General features: G+C 33.8%; 21 protein-coding genes and 1 pseudogene. 5 read left to right on the top strand and 17 right to left on the bottom strand.

The genetic code is table 11. The annotated features are described in order from the left end of the window. Positions 1-6 precede the first annotated feature (6 nt). From ACUN28_RS15835 to ACUN28_RS15815, 5 genes and pseudogenes are all read right to left on the bottom strand, one after another. Positions 7-447, bottom strand: a pseudogene (locus tag ACUN28_RS15835) (NUDIX domain-containing protein). A gap of 27 nt (positions 448-474) precedes the next feature. Next, positions 475-798, bottom strand: coding sequence for a DUF4181 domain-containing protein (locus tag ACUN28_RS15830; protein ID WP_080117954.1), 324 nt, complete (start codon positions 796-798; stop codon positions 475-477). Between the two features lie 68 nt (positions 799-866). Next, a complete protein-coding gene (locus ACUN28_RS15825; RefSeq protein WP_080117953.1) occupies positions 867-1,691 on the bottom strand; it encodes a PP2C family serine/threonine-protein phosphatase in 825 nt (274 codons plus the stop codon). After that, a complete protein-coding gene (locus ACUN28_RS15820) occupies positions 1,684-2,226 on the bottom strand; it encodes an HIT family protein (protein WP_179885423.1) in 543 nt (180 codons plus the stop codon). Before ACUN28_RS15820 ends, ACUN28_RS15825 begins: the two co-directional genes overlap by 8 nt. A gap of 40 nt (positions 2,227-2,266) precedes the next feature. Then, positions 2,267-2,431 (bottom strand): hypothetical protein, encoded by a 165-nt coding sequence (locus tag ACUN28_RS15815; RefSeq protein WP_016087567.1) that lies wholly within the window; start codon positions 2,429-2,431, stop codon positions 2,267-2,269. A gap of 217 nt (positions 2,432-2,648) precedes the next feature. Here ACUN28_RS15815 and ACUN28_RS15810 point away from each other — a divergent pair, with 217 nt between their 5' ends. After that, a complete protein-coding gene (locus ACUN28_RS15810; protein ID WP_002147404.1) occupies positions 2,649-2,885 on the top strand; it encodes a hypothetical protein in 237 nt (78 codons plus the stop codon). Between the two features lie 49 nt (positions 2,886-2,934). Here the strand turns inward: ACUN28_RS15810 and ACUN28_RS15805 are convergent, their stop codons facing one another. Both ACUN28_RS15805 and ACUN28_RS15800 read right to left on the bottom strand, forming a co-directional pair. Continuing rightward, on the bottom strand, positions 2,935-3,771 hold the full coding sequence (locus ACUN28_RS15805) for an ABC transporter permease (protein ID WP_016087566.1): 837 nt from the start codon (positions 3,769-3,771) through the stop codon (positions 2,935-2,937). Further along, positions 3,764-4,969 carry a quaternary amine ABC transporter ATP-binding protein gene (locus tag ACUN28_RS15800; protein WP_016087565.1) on the bottom strand — a complete coding sequence of 402 codons (1,206 nt, stop codon included), beginning with the start codon at positions 4,967-4,969 and terminating at the stop codon, positions 3,764-3,766. The genes ACUN28_RS15805 and ACUN28_RS15800 overlap by 8 nt, the downstream gene beginning before the upstream one ends. Positions 4,970-5,140: 171 nt before the next feature. On the opposite strand from ACUN28_RS15800, the gene ACUN28_RS15795 reads away from it, so the two are divergent. Further along, positions 5,141-5,998 (top strand): glycine betaine ABC transporter substrate-binding protein, encoded by an 858-nt coding sequence (locus ACUN28_RS15795; RefSeq protein ID WP_016087564.1) that lies wholly within the window; start codon positions 5,141-5,143, stop codon positions 5,996-5,998. 45 nt (positions 5,999-6,043) lie between these two features. On the opposite strand, the gene clpP is transcribed toward ACUN28_RS15795, so the two are convergent. Together clpP and ACUN28_RS15785 are read right to left on the bottom strand one after the other, a co-directional pair. Next, positions 6,044-6,625, bottom strand: coding sequence for an ATP-dependent Clp endopeptidase proteolytic subunit ClpP (gene clpP / locus ACUN28_RS15790; protein ID WP_016087563.1), 582 nt, complete (start codon positions 6,623-6,625; stop codon positions 6,044-6,046). 21 nt (positions 6,626-6,646) lie between these two features. Next, the gene (locus ACUN28_RS15785) at positions 6,647-7,333 is read right to left on the bottom strand and encodes an RNA polymerase subunit sigma-70 (RefSeq protein WP_016087562.1); all 687 of its coding nucleotides are present in this window, start codon (positions 7,331-7,333) and stop codon (positions 6,647-6,649) included. A gap of 142 nt (positions 7,334-7,475) precedes the next feature. On the opposite strand from ACUN28_RS15785, the gene ACUN28_RS15780 reads away from it, so the two are divergent. From ACUN28_RS15780 to ACUN28_RS15770, 3 genes are all read left to right on the top strand, one after another. After that, a complete protein-coding gene (locus tag ACUN28_RS15780) occupies positions 7,476-7,796 on the top strand; it encodes a 2Fe-2S iron-sulfur cluster-binding protein (RefSeq protein ID WP_016087561.1) in 321 nt (106 codons plus the stop codon). A 4-nt stretch (positions 7,797-7,800) separates the two neighbouring features. After that, entirely contained in the window at positions 7,801-8,466 is a 666-nt protein-coding gene (rpiA, locus tag ACUN28_RS15775) for a ribose 5-phosphate isomerase A (RefSeq protein ID WP_033660157.1), read from the top strand. A 102-nt stretch (positions 8,467-8,568) separates the two neighbouring features. Continuing rightward, positions 8,569-9,003: a GNAT family N-acetyltransferase gene (locus tag ACUN28_RS15770; protein ID WP_445423401.1), complete on the top strand. Its 435-nt coding sequence runs from the start codon at positions 8,569-8,571 to the stop codon at positions 9,001-9,003. Positions 9,004-9,120: 117 nt separating this feature from the next. Here the strand turns inward: ACUN28_RS15770 and ACUN28_RS15765 are convergent, their stop codons facing one another. The 8 genes from ACUN28_RS15765 to ACUN28_RS15730 all read right to left on the bottom strand — a co-directional run bounded on the left by ACUN28_RS15765 (position 9,121) and on the right by ACUN28_RS15730 (position 15,313). After that, positions 9,121-10,488 (bottom strand): lytic polysaccharide monooxygenase, encoded by a 1,368-nt coding sequence (locus ACUN28_RS15765; protein WP_016087558.1) that lies wholly within the window; start codon positions 10,486-10,488, stop codon positions 9,121-9,123. Between the two features lie 357 nt (positions 10,489-10,845). After that, a complete protein-coding gene (locus ACUN28_RS15760; RefSeq protein ID WP_016087557.1) occupies positions 10,846-12,039 on the bottom strand; it encodes a macrolide family glycosyltransferase in 1,194 nt (397 codons plus the stop codon). Between the two features lie 69 nt (positions 12,040-12,108). Further along, positions 12,109-12,753 carry a formylglycine-generating enzyme family protein gene (locus tag ACUN28_RS15755; RefSeq protein ID WP_048894658.1) on the bottom strand — a complete coding sequence of 215 codons (645 nt, stop codon included), beginning with the start codon at positions 12,751-12,753 and terminating at the stop codon, positions 12,109-12,111. 65 nt (positions 12,754-12,818) lie between these two features. After that, positions 12,819-13,337 (bottom strand): DNA topology modulation protein, encoded by a 519-nt coding sequence (locus ACUN28_RS15750; RefSeq protein WP_016087555.1) that lies wholly within the window; start codon positions 13,335-13,337, stop codon positions 12,819-12,821. A gap of 21 nt (positions 13,338-13,358) precedes the next feature. Further along, positions 13,359-13,745, bottom strand: coding sequence for a ribosomal maturation YjgA family protein (locus tag ACUN28_RS15745; RefSeq protein ID WP_016087554.1), 387 nt, complete (start codon positions 13,743-13,745; stop codon positions 13,359-13,361). 65 nt (positions 13,746-13,810) lie between these two features. Beyond that, on the bottom strand, positions 13,811-14,518 hold the full coding sequence (locus ACUN28_RS15740) for a class I SAM-dependent methyltransferase (protein ID WP_016087553.1): 708 nt from the start codon (positions 14,516-14,518) through the stop codon (positions 13,811-13,813). A 21-nt stretch (positions 14,519-14,539) separates the two neighbouring features. After that, positions 14,540-14,893, bottom strand: coding sequence for an MmcQ/YjbR family DNA-binding protein (locus tag ACUN28_RS15735; protein ID WP_016087552.1), 354 nt, complete (start codon positions 14,891-14,893; stop codon positions 14,540-14,542). 15 nt (positions 14,894-14,908) lie between these two features. Beyond that, entirely contained in the window at positions 14,909-15,313 is a 405-nt protein-coding gene (locus ACUN28_RS15730) for a GNAT family N-acetyltransferase (RefSeq protein ID WP_016087551.1), read from the bottom strand. Between the last annotated feature and the right edge of the window lie 124 nt (positions 15,314-15,437).

Below are 15,437 nucleotides of genomic sequence, written 5' to 3'. Positions count from 1 at the left end.
ATAACTTTATTTATTTTTAGAAATAAAGTGGACTATATTATGGTTATCCTTTTCTAAATAACTTACAATCCCTTCAGGATATGTTAGCTTCGTTTTTAATCCTTCTATACTTTTCCATATTATTATAATATCCGCATGTTATTTATGTCTTATTTCATTGGTAATTATCTCTTCAACAGTTCCCCCATGTATCAATGTACAGTGATGTCCTTTTTCATTCTTCCACTCAAAAATATGCTCACTCATAATTGCTAACTTTTGAACATCAACTTTCAAATCATATTCTTCCATCAACTCCCGCATTATTGCTTCTTGTGCCGTCTCACCAAATTCAATAGAACCTCCTGGAAAACGGTAAAATGATTCATTCTCATCACATTGAACAAGCACTTTAGAATGATCTTTATTTAAAATCATTACTTCAGCACGTAATTTAGGATTTTTCATTTGTCTCCCCATTCATTCCACATATGATTAAATCCAATAGTTATAAAAGAAACGATTAAGCATAATTCCTGTTATTATTAATAATGGGACCGTTCCTAAAGAAATGACATATTCCCTTGATTCTTTATCATATTTCCACTCCATATATGATTGAAAGCAGTATAAAGTTATTAAAAATAAAATGGGTAAATTACTAATATAAATAGGATTTAAAGTGGCACATATCATCGTAATAACTATATAAGAAATGATAAGAGCCCTAATGCCCCATTTATGAGCGTTGTTTACATATTTACTATTCCAGTCAATTTGTTTCGGTATATTTAATTTTTTTCTCACTACTTTTTCCAAAACAACTAAGAAAATGATCCATAATACTAATAAAATTCCTTTAACTAAAAACAGTGATGTCTCCTCCTTTACCTTTTATCCGGTTGATCACTCGGGTATGTAGCATTCTCTTTGTTTTCAACGTCCCAACTAATAATTGTCGCACTATCTCGTCCGAATTGATGATGAACGTGCTCTAATACATGATGAACACTTTCTTCAAGTTCTACATTATTTCTATTCATATCATTATACAGATTCAATGGTGTTTCATATTGACGTTCCCCGCATTCTAATACTCCATCTGTAACCATTACAATTCGATTCTTTCCAGTACGTAATTCACGAATGCCTGTTGAATAGCAAGGAACAGGTAAATCAAATGTGTTTACATTTCCAACCCATTCGTAAAAATGACGTTGATTTAATGCATATTGTCCTAACTTATGTAACTCTTCATGAAATACATAAATGAGGCAATCGCCAATAGATAACCACCATATATAATTTTCTTTTCTTACACCTATTAAGCAAGCTGTTTCACCTTTAATGCTTTGGCACTTTTCTTTAAATGAAGAGGATTGAAAGATTGTAAGTAGATGATTTTCAACAGATCGAAATACTGTATCAATTGATTCATTCATCATTACTTTTATATGTTCATATTCCTTTTGGATTGTATTTACTACTAAATCAACACTTTCCGCACTATTATGTCCATCTAAAATAGCTGCAAATTCCCAATCACCATTTGACCAAACTAACGCACCATCTTCATTCTTTTTTGCTCCGGCGCTTATATTCCCGCCATATTTACCGAGCATGATGTCACCATATTGTTTTACTGAAATTTCGTCTAAACACATTTCCCTATTTCCAATCCATGAATTATGTCTATTATTTGTTTTATGCATACTCATTCACCATATACTTTCGTATTCTTTCGCATAGTTTTTTGATTTTCTCTGCGTCTCCATATGGCGCACCAGTCCATTTCGCTACTTCAGTTGGTGACCAAAACTCTTTAGGTGTATTTGGATAACGCGGTATGATGTGCATATGCATATGTGGTACACCATTCCCTGAAACAAAAATGTAAATATGCTCTGCACCTTCATTTTCCTTTAGTGCTTTACTTACTCTACTTGTTATTAGCCCGAACGCTTTCGCTTCTTCATCTGTTAGTTCAGCAAGGCCAGGTACATGTCTTTTTATATCTATCATTACATAACCAAGGTATGTTTCTTCGCTATCCCAATGGACATGTCCAACGTAAACGAGTTCATCTTCATAAATAGCTCCACCTGGAACTGTAATGTTTCCTTTATGTTTTTTGCAAATAAAGCAGTTTCGTTCTACTTGATTGTTTGTTGACATATTTATCACCATCCTTTTTATATATAATATCATAAAAAAAGGAAAAACAGGATTTATATTCCGAAAATTCATTCTTTTAACGAGGCGATTTTTTAAATAAATTTACAACTCATTATTTCTTCAAAAACGCAATCCCAATTACAATCCCAATCACAATACCGATTACTAAATTATTTGTAAAGTACCCTTGAAATACACCAATTACAACCCCTATACCAACACCTATCGCCAAAGCATCATTTTTATTATTTTTAGCCAAAATTACATCTCCTCCCATCATTTCTCGCTAAACAACATACATTTAATGGAATGTATTCATACATTCACTATCTCACTTGAACATTCCCAAAAAATGTACTTGAACTTCATATATAACATTTTCCATTTTCTGTACATACTCCTTTTACAATGGAAAAATTTCAAGTAACCATTAAATATATATAGGCATTTACTATAAGAAAGATCAGTAATTTATTTAAGGAGGAACGATTCAAATGCATCCTCATTGGAATCCAAATATAAATCAACAATATGTTTATTCCCCTCATCCTGTAAGGAATACATTGCATCATGATTCACAATATATGATGCAGCGTATTGCAAGTCTTGAAAGTCAATTAGCGAAACTAATCTCATTAATTGAAGAAAATAATCATTTAATTAAATCAATGGAACAACAGCAAAACCAAGTTTGTGCACCAGCTGGCGGTTCTGTTATTGTTCGTATGTAATCTTTTCAAACAAAAAAACACACTTTGTATAATAAAGTGTGTTTTCTTTTTATCTTCTTTTTTGATGAAATCCTTGTGTAATACGGTCTAATATAATCGCAATGACAACAATAGCTAGTCCGGCTTCAAATCCCATTCCGATATTTACTTGTGTTACAGAGCGGTATACATCAACCCCAAGACCTGGTGCTCCTACAAGAGATGCTGTTACTACCATAGATAAAGAAAGCATAATACTTTGGTTCACTCCAGCCATGATCGTTCCAGTTGCGAGTGGTAATTGTACTTTAAATAGTTTTTGTGATGCTGTGGATCCAAATGCATTCGCTGCTTCAATTAAATCTTCTGGAACTTGTCTAATTCCTAAGTCTGTAAAGCGAATTGTCGGCGGCATTGCAAAGATTACCGATGCAATAATCCCAGGCACTACACCTACTCCAAAAAATGTAATCGCAGGAATAAGATAGACGAACGCTGGCATTGTTTGCATAAAATCTAATGTCGGTTTTAAAAATTTTGAAAAACGTTCATTTTGAGAAGCTAAAATTCCGATTGGGATTCCTACAATGATTGAAATAATAACAGATGTAAGTACAAGTGCTAATGTTTGCATCGTTTGTGCCCAGTAGTTAATATTTAAAATAAATAATAATCCGATGAGCGTAAAAATGACTAAAGATACTTTCCTCGTTGTGTACCAAATGAGGAAACATAAGATAATAATCATCAATATGGCAGGTATTATTGTTAAAAAATTAGTGAGTAAATCAACGAATCCGCCAATAATATAAGAGAATCCTCGGAATAACCCCTCAAAGTGTTCATATAAACTTGCAACAAATAAGTCGACCCATTCCCCTAAAGGAATACGTGGTATACTATTCATCGTCTTTCACCTCTTCCTCAATGTTTCCTGCAAGAGCTTGAATGACACTTTCACGTTTAATGATTCCTCTAAGTCTTTTCTTCTCATCAATTACTGGTAACGGATATTTCATCTCCGCCATTTTTGCATATGTTTCCTCAAGTAAAGTATCCAAATAAACATGCGGAATATCATTAAGTAATAAATCAGCAATCGGCCACTGTTTTTGTACTGCTTTACTCGCATCATCCGCGGTTAATATACCTAAAAATTCATACTTTTTGTTGACAACATACACAGTAGAAACACCGGCGTTCCTCATGATTTGAAGTGCTACACGTGGTCCACGATCAATTAATAAAGTCTCCGGTCGTTTTAATATAGATTCCGCCGTAATTACTTTTCCTAAATTCACGTCCGCCACGAACTTCTCTACAAATTCATTGGCAGGACTCATCATAATTTCTTCCGGCGTTCCAATTTGAACGATTTCGCCATCCTTCATTAATGCAATACGATCCCCAATTCGCAGTGCTTCATCTAAATCGTGTGTAATAAATATAATTGTTTTTTCCATTTTATCTTGTAGCTCTAACAATTCATCTTGCATTTCTTTTCGAATTAGTGGATCTAATGCACTGAATGACTCGTCCATTAGTAATACATCTGGATTATTTGTTAATGCCCTTGCGATTCCAACACGTTGCTGCATACCGCCACTAAGTTGACTTGGATAATTATCTTTATGATGATCGAGTCCTACTAGCTTCAATGATTCTAGTGCCTTATTTTCTCGCTCTTCTACTGGCACTCCTTGAATTTCTAACCCGTACGCAACATTTTGTATCACTGTACGGTGAGGAAATAAAGCGAACTTTTGAAATACCATGCTCATCTTCGTTCTCCTCACTCTTCGCAACTCTTCTTTTCCCATCGTTGCGATGTCTTCACCGTCTATGTATATATGCCCTGCTGTTGGTTTGATTAATTGATTAAGCATTCGAACTAGTGTTGATTTTCCGCTACCAGACAAACCCATAATAACGAAAATTTCTCCGGTGTATACTTCAAACGTTGCCTTCTTTACGCCAACATTCATTCCTGTCTCTTTTAAAATTTCCGATTTGCTTTTTCCTTCTTTTAATAAGGTAAGCGCTCTTTGCGGGTGTTTCCCAAATACTTTTGTTACGTTTTCAACACGCACCTTTGTATTATCCATGTCACTACTCCTTTTCTACCCATCTACTCATATAGTGTTGCGATTTTGCAAAGAAATATTACATAAAAATGACATTCATAAGATTTCTTTAAAATTCTCGTTTCCGTTCATAATAAGAATGCTTACTTATACATTTATTTAAAGAGGCAAACGTTTCTTAGGAGGTTTTCGATGCGAAAGAAAATTTGGTTTATATGCCTTGTATTATTTATTACTATGATTTTCACTTCATGTAATGCAACAAATGCAAATTCGAAAGGAAAAATTAAACTTGGTGTAACAAGTTGGAAAGAAAATATTGCAACTGCAAACATGTGGAAAGTATTACTAGAACAAAAAGGCTATAAAGTTGAACTCATGTATTTAGAAAAAGCTGCGATTTGGACTGGAGTCGCTCGCGGTGATGTGGATGCTAATTTAGAAGTATGGCTACCAGTTACGGATAAACCACTAAACAATCGTTATAAAGATGACATTGTCTTAAAATCAAAATGGTATGAGGGTACTGGTCTAGGTTTAGTCGTGCCTTCTTATGTGAAAAACATAAGCAGTATCGAAGATTTAAATGCTCATAAAGATGAACTAGACAATAAAATTATCGGTATCGAACCCGGTAGTAGTCTTATGAATTTAACGAATAAAGCAATGAAAGAATATAATATTAAACTAAAACTTGTCCAATCCTCTGAAGCTGCGATGATGAGTGAGTTAAAGAAAGCCTATACGAAAAAGAAACCAATCGCTGTTACGCTTTGGAATCCGCATTGGGGCTTTTCAGAATTTGACTTAAAATATTTAAAAGACCCTAAGAAAGTATATGGTGAAAAAGATGACATTTATTACTCTGTTCGTAAAGGTTTCGAAAAAGATCACCCGGATGTTATAAAATACTTTGATAAATGGAAAATGAATGATGAGCAGCTTGGCACATTAATGGTCATGTTAAATAAAACGAAAGATCCCGAAGAAGCTGCGCGAAAATGGATTAAAAAGAATCAAGCACTAGTTGATGAATGGGTAAAAGATTAATAAAACAGGCTAGAGGATTAGCATATCCTCTAGCCTGTTTTTATCTTATTTTTTCGTAACAACATCATCTACAATCCCATACTCCTTTGCCTCTTCAGCAGTCATAAAATAATCTCTTTCTGTATCATGTGCCACTCTTTCAATCGGTTGCCCTGTTTTTTCTGCAATCATTTTATTAATATCATGCTTTAACTTTAGTATTCTTTTCGCTGTTATTTCAATTTCTGTTGCCTGGCCTTGCGCACCACCAAGTGGCTGATGAATCATAATTTCACTGTTAGGGAGCGCAAACCGTTTCCCTTTTGCACCTGATAATAATAACAATGCACCAAATGATGCTGCAAATCCCATGCATAGCGTTTGTACATCTGGTTTAATGAGATTCATCGTATCTAATATGGCAAAACCTGCTGTCGTTGAACCACCTGGGCTATTAATGTATAAATATATATCTTTCTCTGCATCTTCCGCTTCTAAAAATAATAATTGAGCTACGACACTACTCGCTACTTGATCATTAATTTCTGAACCGATAATAATAATTCGGTCTTTTAATAACCTCGAATATATATCATAGGAACGTTCTCCTAAATTCGTTTGTTCTACTACATATGGAATTGCATTCATTTTAAATCCCTCCAATAATTGTTATGCCGCGCAAAGCATACAACTGTAGGAAGAAGGCTTTTTCGTATTAAATAATAAGACTGGCTGTTTAGATGGTAACTTAGTAAAATCTATAGTAGGAAGAAGTTTCGTTAACAATTCCGGCCTTTCCTCACGAATAGACGTTACAACAACTTCAATATCATCTGTGAATTCGACTACTTCAATCCCTTCTTCACTTACAGTTTTCAGCCTATTTCTACTCCTAAATAAAGAAGCTTTCACTGCACCTTCTGATACCGAACATACTTTAGCAATATCAGCGATGCTATATTGAAAAACATCCTTTAATAATAAAATTGCGGATTGCTGTACATTTAATGACGACAATACTTTCCCTACCATTTCATGCAAATCTGCAATGTTCTCTTGTGGTTCTTCAAAAGTAATTTGGTCTCTTATTTTTTCATGAACTGATTTTGATTTGATCTGATCTATCCAACGATTTCTAGCTATTTTATATACAAGTGTCATACAAATATCTTTATTACTATATTTTTGAAGAACTTTACAAACTGTTTCTTGGGCAAGATCTTCGCCGTCCCATTTATTTTTCGTTAAAAATGTACAGTACCTTTTCAACTCTCCGTATTGCTCAATTAAAAAGTTTATATTTGAATGATTCATATCGATATGATTTTTTAAAACATGAGTTACTTTTGTGCACAAAATAACCACTCCTTTTCAGCGCTTACTTAATTAACGAGTCAACAAATAAAAAAGTTACGGGCATATAAAAAAATTATGTTTATGTTCAATAATTCGCGGTCATAAATATGTTATGTACAATTTTACGTGAGGAGGAACAAATTTGCCAAAATTAACAATTGAAGGTGCGGGAACGTTTGATGTAAAAGAAGGCACAAAGTTAGTATTAGCAATCGAAGATAACGGTGTACACATTCTCCATCGCTGCGGTGGGAAAGCACGCTGCACAACTTGTAGAGTAGAAATTATAGCAGGTGAGTTTTGTGAAGCAAGTTCTAATGAAAAAAATGCAATTACGGAAAAAGGAATTGAAGATCACTTACGTTTATCATGCCAAATGCAGGTGCATAAAGATATAGTCGTTCGTCCTATACTTACAGTGGAAAATTCAGGTCTAGATGCAGGCCCACGTCCAGCAGAATAATATGCTGAATTTAAAACAGCTCGCTGGTGAATATGCTGCAAACTTTGTAAAAGATGGGATGAAAGTTGGACTTGGCACAGGTTCTACTGTATATTGGACGATACAAAAATTAGGTGAGCGTGTAAAAGAAGGCTTATCATTTCAAGCTGTACCAACGTCAAAAGAAACGGAAGTATTAGCTAAACAACTAAATATCTCTCTAATTTCGTTAAACGACGTACAAAGCCTTGATCTTACAATTGATGGGGCGGATGAGATTGATGCTAATTTACAACTTATAAAAGGTGGTGGTGGCGCATTACTTCGCGAGAAAATTGTTGCCACTTCCTCCAAAGAACTAATTATTATTGCTGACGAATCGAAACTTGTAACACATTTAGGTACTTTCCCATTACCTATTGAAATAATACCTTTTTCCTGGAAACAAACCGAAAGGAAAATTCAATCTTTAGGTTGTCAAACAACGTTACGTTTAAAAAATAATGAAATGTTTATTACCGATAACAATAACATGATTATTGATTGTATATTCCATCACAACATAACTAATCCTGCCAATATACACACGCAATTAAAAATGATTACAGGTGTAGTTGAAACAGGATTGTTTGTTAATATGACTAGTAAGGCGATTATTGGAACTGAAAACGGAATAAAGGAATTAAAATGAAAGCTGACTCTTACAGTCAGCTTTTATATTTTCTCTTTATTGCGTATCATTATGATATACTATGAAAACAAAAGCACATCACACTAGAAAGGACTGAACAATTTGCACTCCAAAGTCATAACAGAACTTACAGATTTAGAAACCGCCTTTCATATTCGAAAAGAAGTATTTGTAAAAGAACAAAATGTCCCTCTTGAAGATGAATTCGATACATTCGATAAAATCGGTGAGAAATGCAAACATATTTTAGTTTATTATAACGATCTTCCTGTAGGTACAGGTCGTATACGATTTGTTGACGGTGCAGGAAAATTTGAACGCATCTGTATTTTAAAAGACTATCGTAAATACGGATTAGGAAAAGTAATAATCAAAGCGCTAGAAGAAATTGCTCGTGACAAAGAAGCTACAAAAGTAAAACTACACGGTCAAACACAAGCTGAAGGATTTTATAAAAAATTAGATTATCAAACTTCTTCTGATGTATTTATTGAAGATGGTATTCCGCACGTTCTTATGACGAAAGTACTATCATAATAAAAAGGGTAGTATATGAATTTATATACTACCCTTTTTTATAAATAGAAAAGTGAATTCTCAAGATTTTCTTTTGCATCAAAGCCCATCATCTCTTAGTTCATATCTAGGTAAAGCTTACACTGTTTTCCATAATGATAAGGCATAAATCCAGTTTGGATCCCCATTTCCTTGATAACTCTGGACAGATTCATATACTTTTCCCTCGTGTAGAACTCTATCTCCCTTTTCATATGCTTTCTTTGCATTCCACTCTTCATATGAAGCGCTTTCAGTTTTTGTAGTAATTGTGAATATATCACTCTGTACAGATTCATTTCCAGCTACATCAACAGCTTTCACTACATATTTATAAGTAGTATTAGGAAGTAAATTTTTATCCATATAAGAAGTCGTATTGGATGTTGCAATTTTTTTCAATGATCCTTCTGTTTCTCTATAAATATCGTAATGGTCTACACCAATATTATCGTCAGAAGGACTCCACATTAGATCCACACTTGACGCTGTCGTTCCCATACTATGTAATCCTTTTGGTTGTGTTGGTGCTTCTGTATCAGGAGCCTCAACTGTTGTTTTTACTGTAAGCGCTGCACTTTCTTTCGATACATTTCCAGCTGCGTCAATTGCTTTTACAGTATAAGAGTATTCTGTACTTGGTTGTAATTTTTTATCAATAAAATGAGTTCCTGGTACTGTATCAATCATCTCTCCGTTACGGAAGATTTGATACCCTTTTACCCCTACATTATCCGTAGAAGCGTTCCATGCTAGTTCTATACTATTCGCTGTTACTTTTTGTGCCTGAATTCCATTTGGAATACTTGGAGTTTCTGTATCTGGTTTCACATCATTGATGAGATTAACATCAATTACATTATAAAATGCATTTGCTGTATCAGCTACATCCCATGCTGCTAAAATCACATGATATCCACTACGATCAGTAGGTACATTGATTTTGTGAGTTAAATTATTTGAGGCTGCCGAACCATCATGTTGTACAGTTCCAATTGGTTCTAAATCTGCTCTTGTGAGCGCTTTATTTGGGTTCCATTCTTTTTTTGTAATATAGTAATGCCATTTACTTGTTAAGTGAGGCGCTGTATATTTCCAAGTAAAAGTATTTTCCCCGCCTGTGATTGTATTTTTAAACCAACGATCAGCTGTTTGTTGATCTAAAACACCACCAAATTTACCACCTGCAGAAGCGATTTGCCCATCAACCGGGCCACTTTGCGGGAACCCTTTTGGAGCTTCCAAACTTTGTGGTTCATACATAACACTTCCACAGTTTGCATTTAGTGCACCATAGGTTGGACTACATAAAGCAGATCGGCTGCTAGGCTTTTCAACAAAACCGTGCGCGTATGCGTTTTGAGGAATAAGTGTCGTGCCAATAATTCCAGCTGTTAATGCAACAGCTCCTAGACTTTTTTTGTTCATTTTTATGTTTTGTAGTTGTTTTAAAAATCGATTATTCATATTCCTGTCCCCTTCTTGTTATACTTTGTAGTGTAATGTGGGCTTTGATGTAAAAGAATAACAAGAGACAATCTTGTATCGATGTATGTGTTAATTATGCATACACCGCAGTGAAAATATATTTCATTTCTTGTGAAATATTTCACTTGATGAATATATCATGACATAGAAATCATCAAAGTATGTGCAGAAGTTGTGCAGAAATGATGAAAGCATTAGTAACACGTAAAACTATGGTCCGAATTTATAAAACAGAATATTTAACCTTTCAAAACAACGAATTCTCCGCTTCATATAAAAAAAGAGTGTCTATACCATTTCATATAGACACTTTTCTCATGTATAATCTTCCATTTATTACTGACCTATAAATGTAAAAATCTCATCAGCAGCTTCCTTATAGCCACCAGATTTTCGGAAAGACCCCTTCAAATTCAAAGCAGCTTCTTTATATGAAGGATTATTTAATACAAGTTCTACACTTTCACGTAGTTGTTCCTCAGTTAGTTCTTTCATGTGCAACTTAATCCCAGCTCCGAGATTCTCCACTTGCTTTGCGATAACTGGCTGATCTGCACTTTGTGGAATTACAATGAGTGGAATCCCGTTATAAAGTCCTTCATGTGTACTATTCATCCCACCATGTGTAATAAATAACTTTGTATATGTAAGTAGTTTTGCTTGTGGTACGTAGTTTTTTACAATGAAGTTTTTAGGAATATTACCCAGATCACTTATTTTTGTTTTATTACCAATAGACATCACAATTGTATGATCACTATTCTCAAACGCCTTCATACAAAGTTTATAAAAATCAAGTGCATCATTAAAAACAGTGCCTAGTGAAATGTAAATCGGGCTTTTTTCTTCAATTGAAGTAAAATCAAAGGCTTCATTTTTCACTTGTGTAGAGATAGATGGACCTATAAATTTATATATCTCATCAAACATATCTCCAAAAGGTTGGAACTCTTTAATTGTATACACAATAGTAAGTGGCGCTGGATTACAGAAAACTTCATACGGTGAGTTTATTTTAACACTATATTTTTCCATAATTTCTTTTATTAAATTTTGAAAATCATTTTGTATTCTCTCATGAACCTCCGCTGGGATATTTTTCGAAAGGTAGTCTAACATTTGTTCAAATGATTTTTCATCCTGTGCAAACGATGTGCATGAATTTATTGCTGGAAGCTTTAGAATTTGAGCAATTATATGTCCACAGCCAAACATTGAATCATGAATGATGTAATCAAAATGTTCGCCTTCAATTTGTTCCAGAACATTTGGTATAATAACATCTGCCGTATGTAAAAGACCATTTATTCTCTCTAGTAAGTAATTTCGACCACCGGAAAGAAAAGCTTTTATAAACTTTTGCTCGTCAATTGTTCGTACAGTAGCACCCGTCTTCTCAATACGCTCTCTAAAAGATTCAATTGAAAAATAAATTACCTCTTCCCCACGTGAAACTAATTCTTCTACAAATTGTAATGTTGGATTTATATGTCCTTCTGATCCAGTATTAATGAATAAAACACGTGCCACTTTAAACACTCCTTAATTTAAATCTTTTCTATGTTGTCATTAAGATTACAGGTATTTGGTCTTATTCTTCTAAATGGACCTAGCGAGCCTAAACCCAAGGTCATCTATATGAAATGTAGGATGACTACGGCGACGACAAGTCGCACCGCAACCTCTAGCTGCTTCAGCCCAGCTACCGCCTCGAAAAATCCGGTATGATCCATATACCTTTTCATCATACAAATCATAGCACCATTCCCAAACATTTCCTAACATATCATACAAGCCCCATGCATTCGGTTCCTTTTTTCCGACCTCATGAATACGTCCACCTGAATTTTCATTATACCAAGCAATCTCTTTCAGTTCTCCATATATGTATCCAGTCGTTCCTGCTTTACACGCATATTGCCACTCTGCTTCTGAAGGTAATCGGTAGCCATTTGAATCTACATTACAACTAACAATTTGCCCACCATCAATAATAGAATAATATTCTTTTAATCCCACTTTTTTTGAAAGTAAATTACAAAACATAATGGCATCATTCCATGAGATATTTACAGCTGGTTTATTTTTATCTTTCAATAAATTTGGTGTAAGATTCGTAATCGCATCATATAATTCCACCGTTACAACATATTTTGCAAGAAGAAACGGTTTAACTTGAACTTGCCATTCTTTTTTTATTCGATCATCTCTTAATTCTACTTTTCCTGCTGGAATTTTCACCATATTAGAATCAACCGGGCCAATGAATCTATTCAATCCTATCCCCCCACGTTACTTCTTTTTACAATCTAACTATTTATGGTATCGTACTTCTTTAAAAATAATTTTACTTCATTTGAAGATTTTAAAATAATAACATTTGTATCCTTACTCAATTGATTTAGCCTCTTTAAAATTGAAGGTCGTTTCATTTTAGGGTATTCCCATATCCATTTGAAAAATTGCAAGTCAAACCTTTCTTCACATCCCGCGCCCATATCCGGTCTTGTTTTATTCTGATATTGTATAACCCTTTTAAAAGCACGATAAACACATATTGTTCTATGAATATCAAGAAAGATGATTGTATCAGCTGCGTTCATTCTTATGTCCATTGTCCCGCCATAATTCCCATCAATAATCCACTCATCTTCTTTAACTAATTCATTTTGGACTATTCTTTGCTCTTCTTTCGGTACACCTTCCCAATTCGGTTTCCAGAATAGTGCATCAAGATGATGCACCTTAATATTTAGTTTATTTCCTAACTGTCTTGCTAATGTAGATTTTCCTGAACCACCAGAACCTATTAATATTATTTTTTTCATAAATACCCCTTTTTATATCTTTTATTTCTTCCGTAACACCAACTCACAAAACATTCCAATCCCAACACCAATTGTATAAGCTACTAAATCACTCCACAAAAATCCGTAGCCTAATACGAGTCCACCTAAAGTCGTTGTACGAATGCTATCTATCCATTCGGCATGATATAATTGGCTTATTTCAATCGCATAACAAAACAGCAAACTTATAAAAGCTAATTTCTTCGTTTCTATTTTAGGAAATACAAATCCGAACCCTGTAAAAATCATGAGTGCCCATAAAGCATCGCCTAAATAATCATTTAATAGAGCCGGCAGTGCAAAAGCAAACTTTCTTGAACTAAGCCCTAAAATAATAACAATGATAGTAAACATTGCGTATAGTAATCTATTTCGTTTCGTATTCATTTCAAAACTCCTAATTCACCATTTAAAACTGCAAAATAGCTAGTAAAATATAATCATTTTACTAGCTATTTTTTAATGGCTTTCATAATAAGAAAATGTGGATTTGTATTTAAGTAGTGATAAGATTTTTCATTTACTTCTTTCATCTTTTCAACTGGCCTCGGTTCCACCATTTTTTCTAACATAAAATAATTTGTTGTTTCATTAATTACGTCTTGGAGTGACCTTCTAAAAAATTCAACTTCAATTGTAATGTTTGGTTTAACCCACGTATCTACTAATAATTGTTTTTCGAAATAATTTTCACAAGTAAACTTTGTAAAATCCATAAAAGGATGATGTATGGAGTATATAAATTCTCCACCTGGCTTCAATACTCGGCGAAACTCCTGAAATACTTGATTCCAATTTTCTAAGTAATGAAGCGTTAACGAACTTACAATAACATCAAAAGTATTATCTTCAAATGGTAATACTTCTTGCAAGTCATGACAAAGAAACATTGCTTTATCACCCGTACTTTCCTTTGCAGCTTTTACCATTTCAGAACTTACGTCAATTGCAATAACATTTGCTCCTCTTTCTACAAATTGAGAAGTATACCATCCAGCTGCACATCCAGCATCTAGTATACTCTTCCCTTCTAATTTCTTTGGAATCATCTCCATCATCGCTGGTCTTTCATAATAGCTGTTATATGGATTTGCCAAATCTAGATTTTCTTTATATGTACTCGCTAATTTATCATATGTGACTTTAATCGTGTCTTTCAATATATCCACCCCTCATACATATTAATCTAATAACTCTTGCTGCTTTTTCTTTGAAAATGATTGTAGTACTAAATCATACGACCAATCAATCATTTTATTAATTTGCTCCTGCTCTACATCTTTTTGTATATACACTGTATTCCAATGCTTTTTATTCATATGATAACCAGGAATTATGGTTTCTGGGAAGTCTTCTCTTAATCTTAGTGCAAGTTCTGGATCACATTTTAATGTAATCGCAGCTTTTTCTCCTTCTTCATGGTTTACTATCGCAAATATTTTATTATTAAGCCTCATACATGTTGCATTCCAACCATCTGGAGAATCTTCTGTCGCATTTCTTTTTGATAAACAATACGTTTTTGTGGCATTCATTCTAATTGTCACCTCTTATTCTTTCACTATTTGATTACGATGCATTACAATTTGCTTTGTCACTTGAAATTGCTGTTCACCATAAAACTTTATTAGTTTCTCTCCGCAAAATAGACTAACAATATGAATGTGAGATATCTCTTGAAGTAAAATTGTAAGCATCTTCTCTCCAATACCTTTATTTCTTACACTCTCATGTACGACAACATCTTCTATGTACGCTCGAAAAACACCATCAGAAACAACTCTAGCAAATCCGATCAATTCATTTTCTTCCCATACCCCAATTGCTATACTATTATTTAACATTTTTTGAATATCGATTTCTTTTCTTTCTGGCCACCAACCTACAGAGGCATAAAGTTTTTTTATTTTTTCTTCGGAAATTTGTTGTTCATGTTGCAATTTATACGTGTACATTTTCCTTCTCCCATCAAATTGCTCATTATATATACTTTGTCTTACTTTACTTCTTTCAATATAAAGCTATAGAATCCAACCTGTTATAAAAAACCTTCATAAAATTAATTTATAATATCGATTT

The organism is Bacillus sp. WC2507, assembly GCF_052656125.1.
This window is presented reverse-complemented; position numbering and strand designations above follow the sequence as displayed.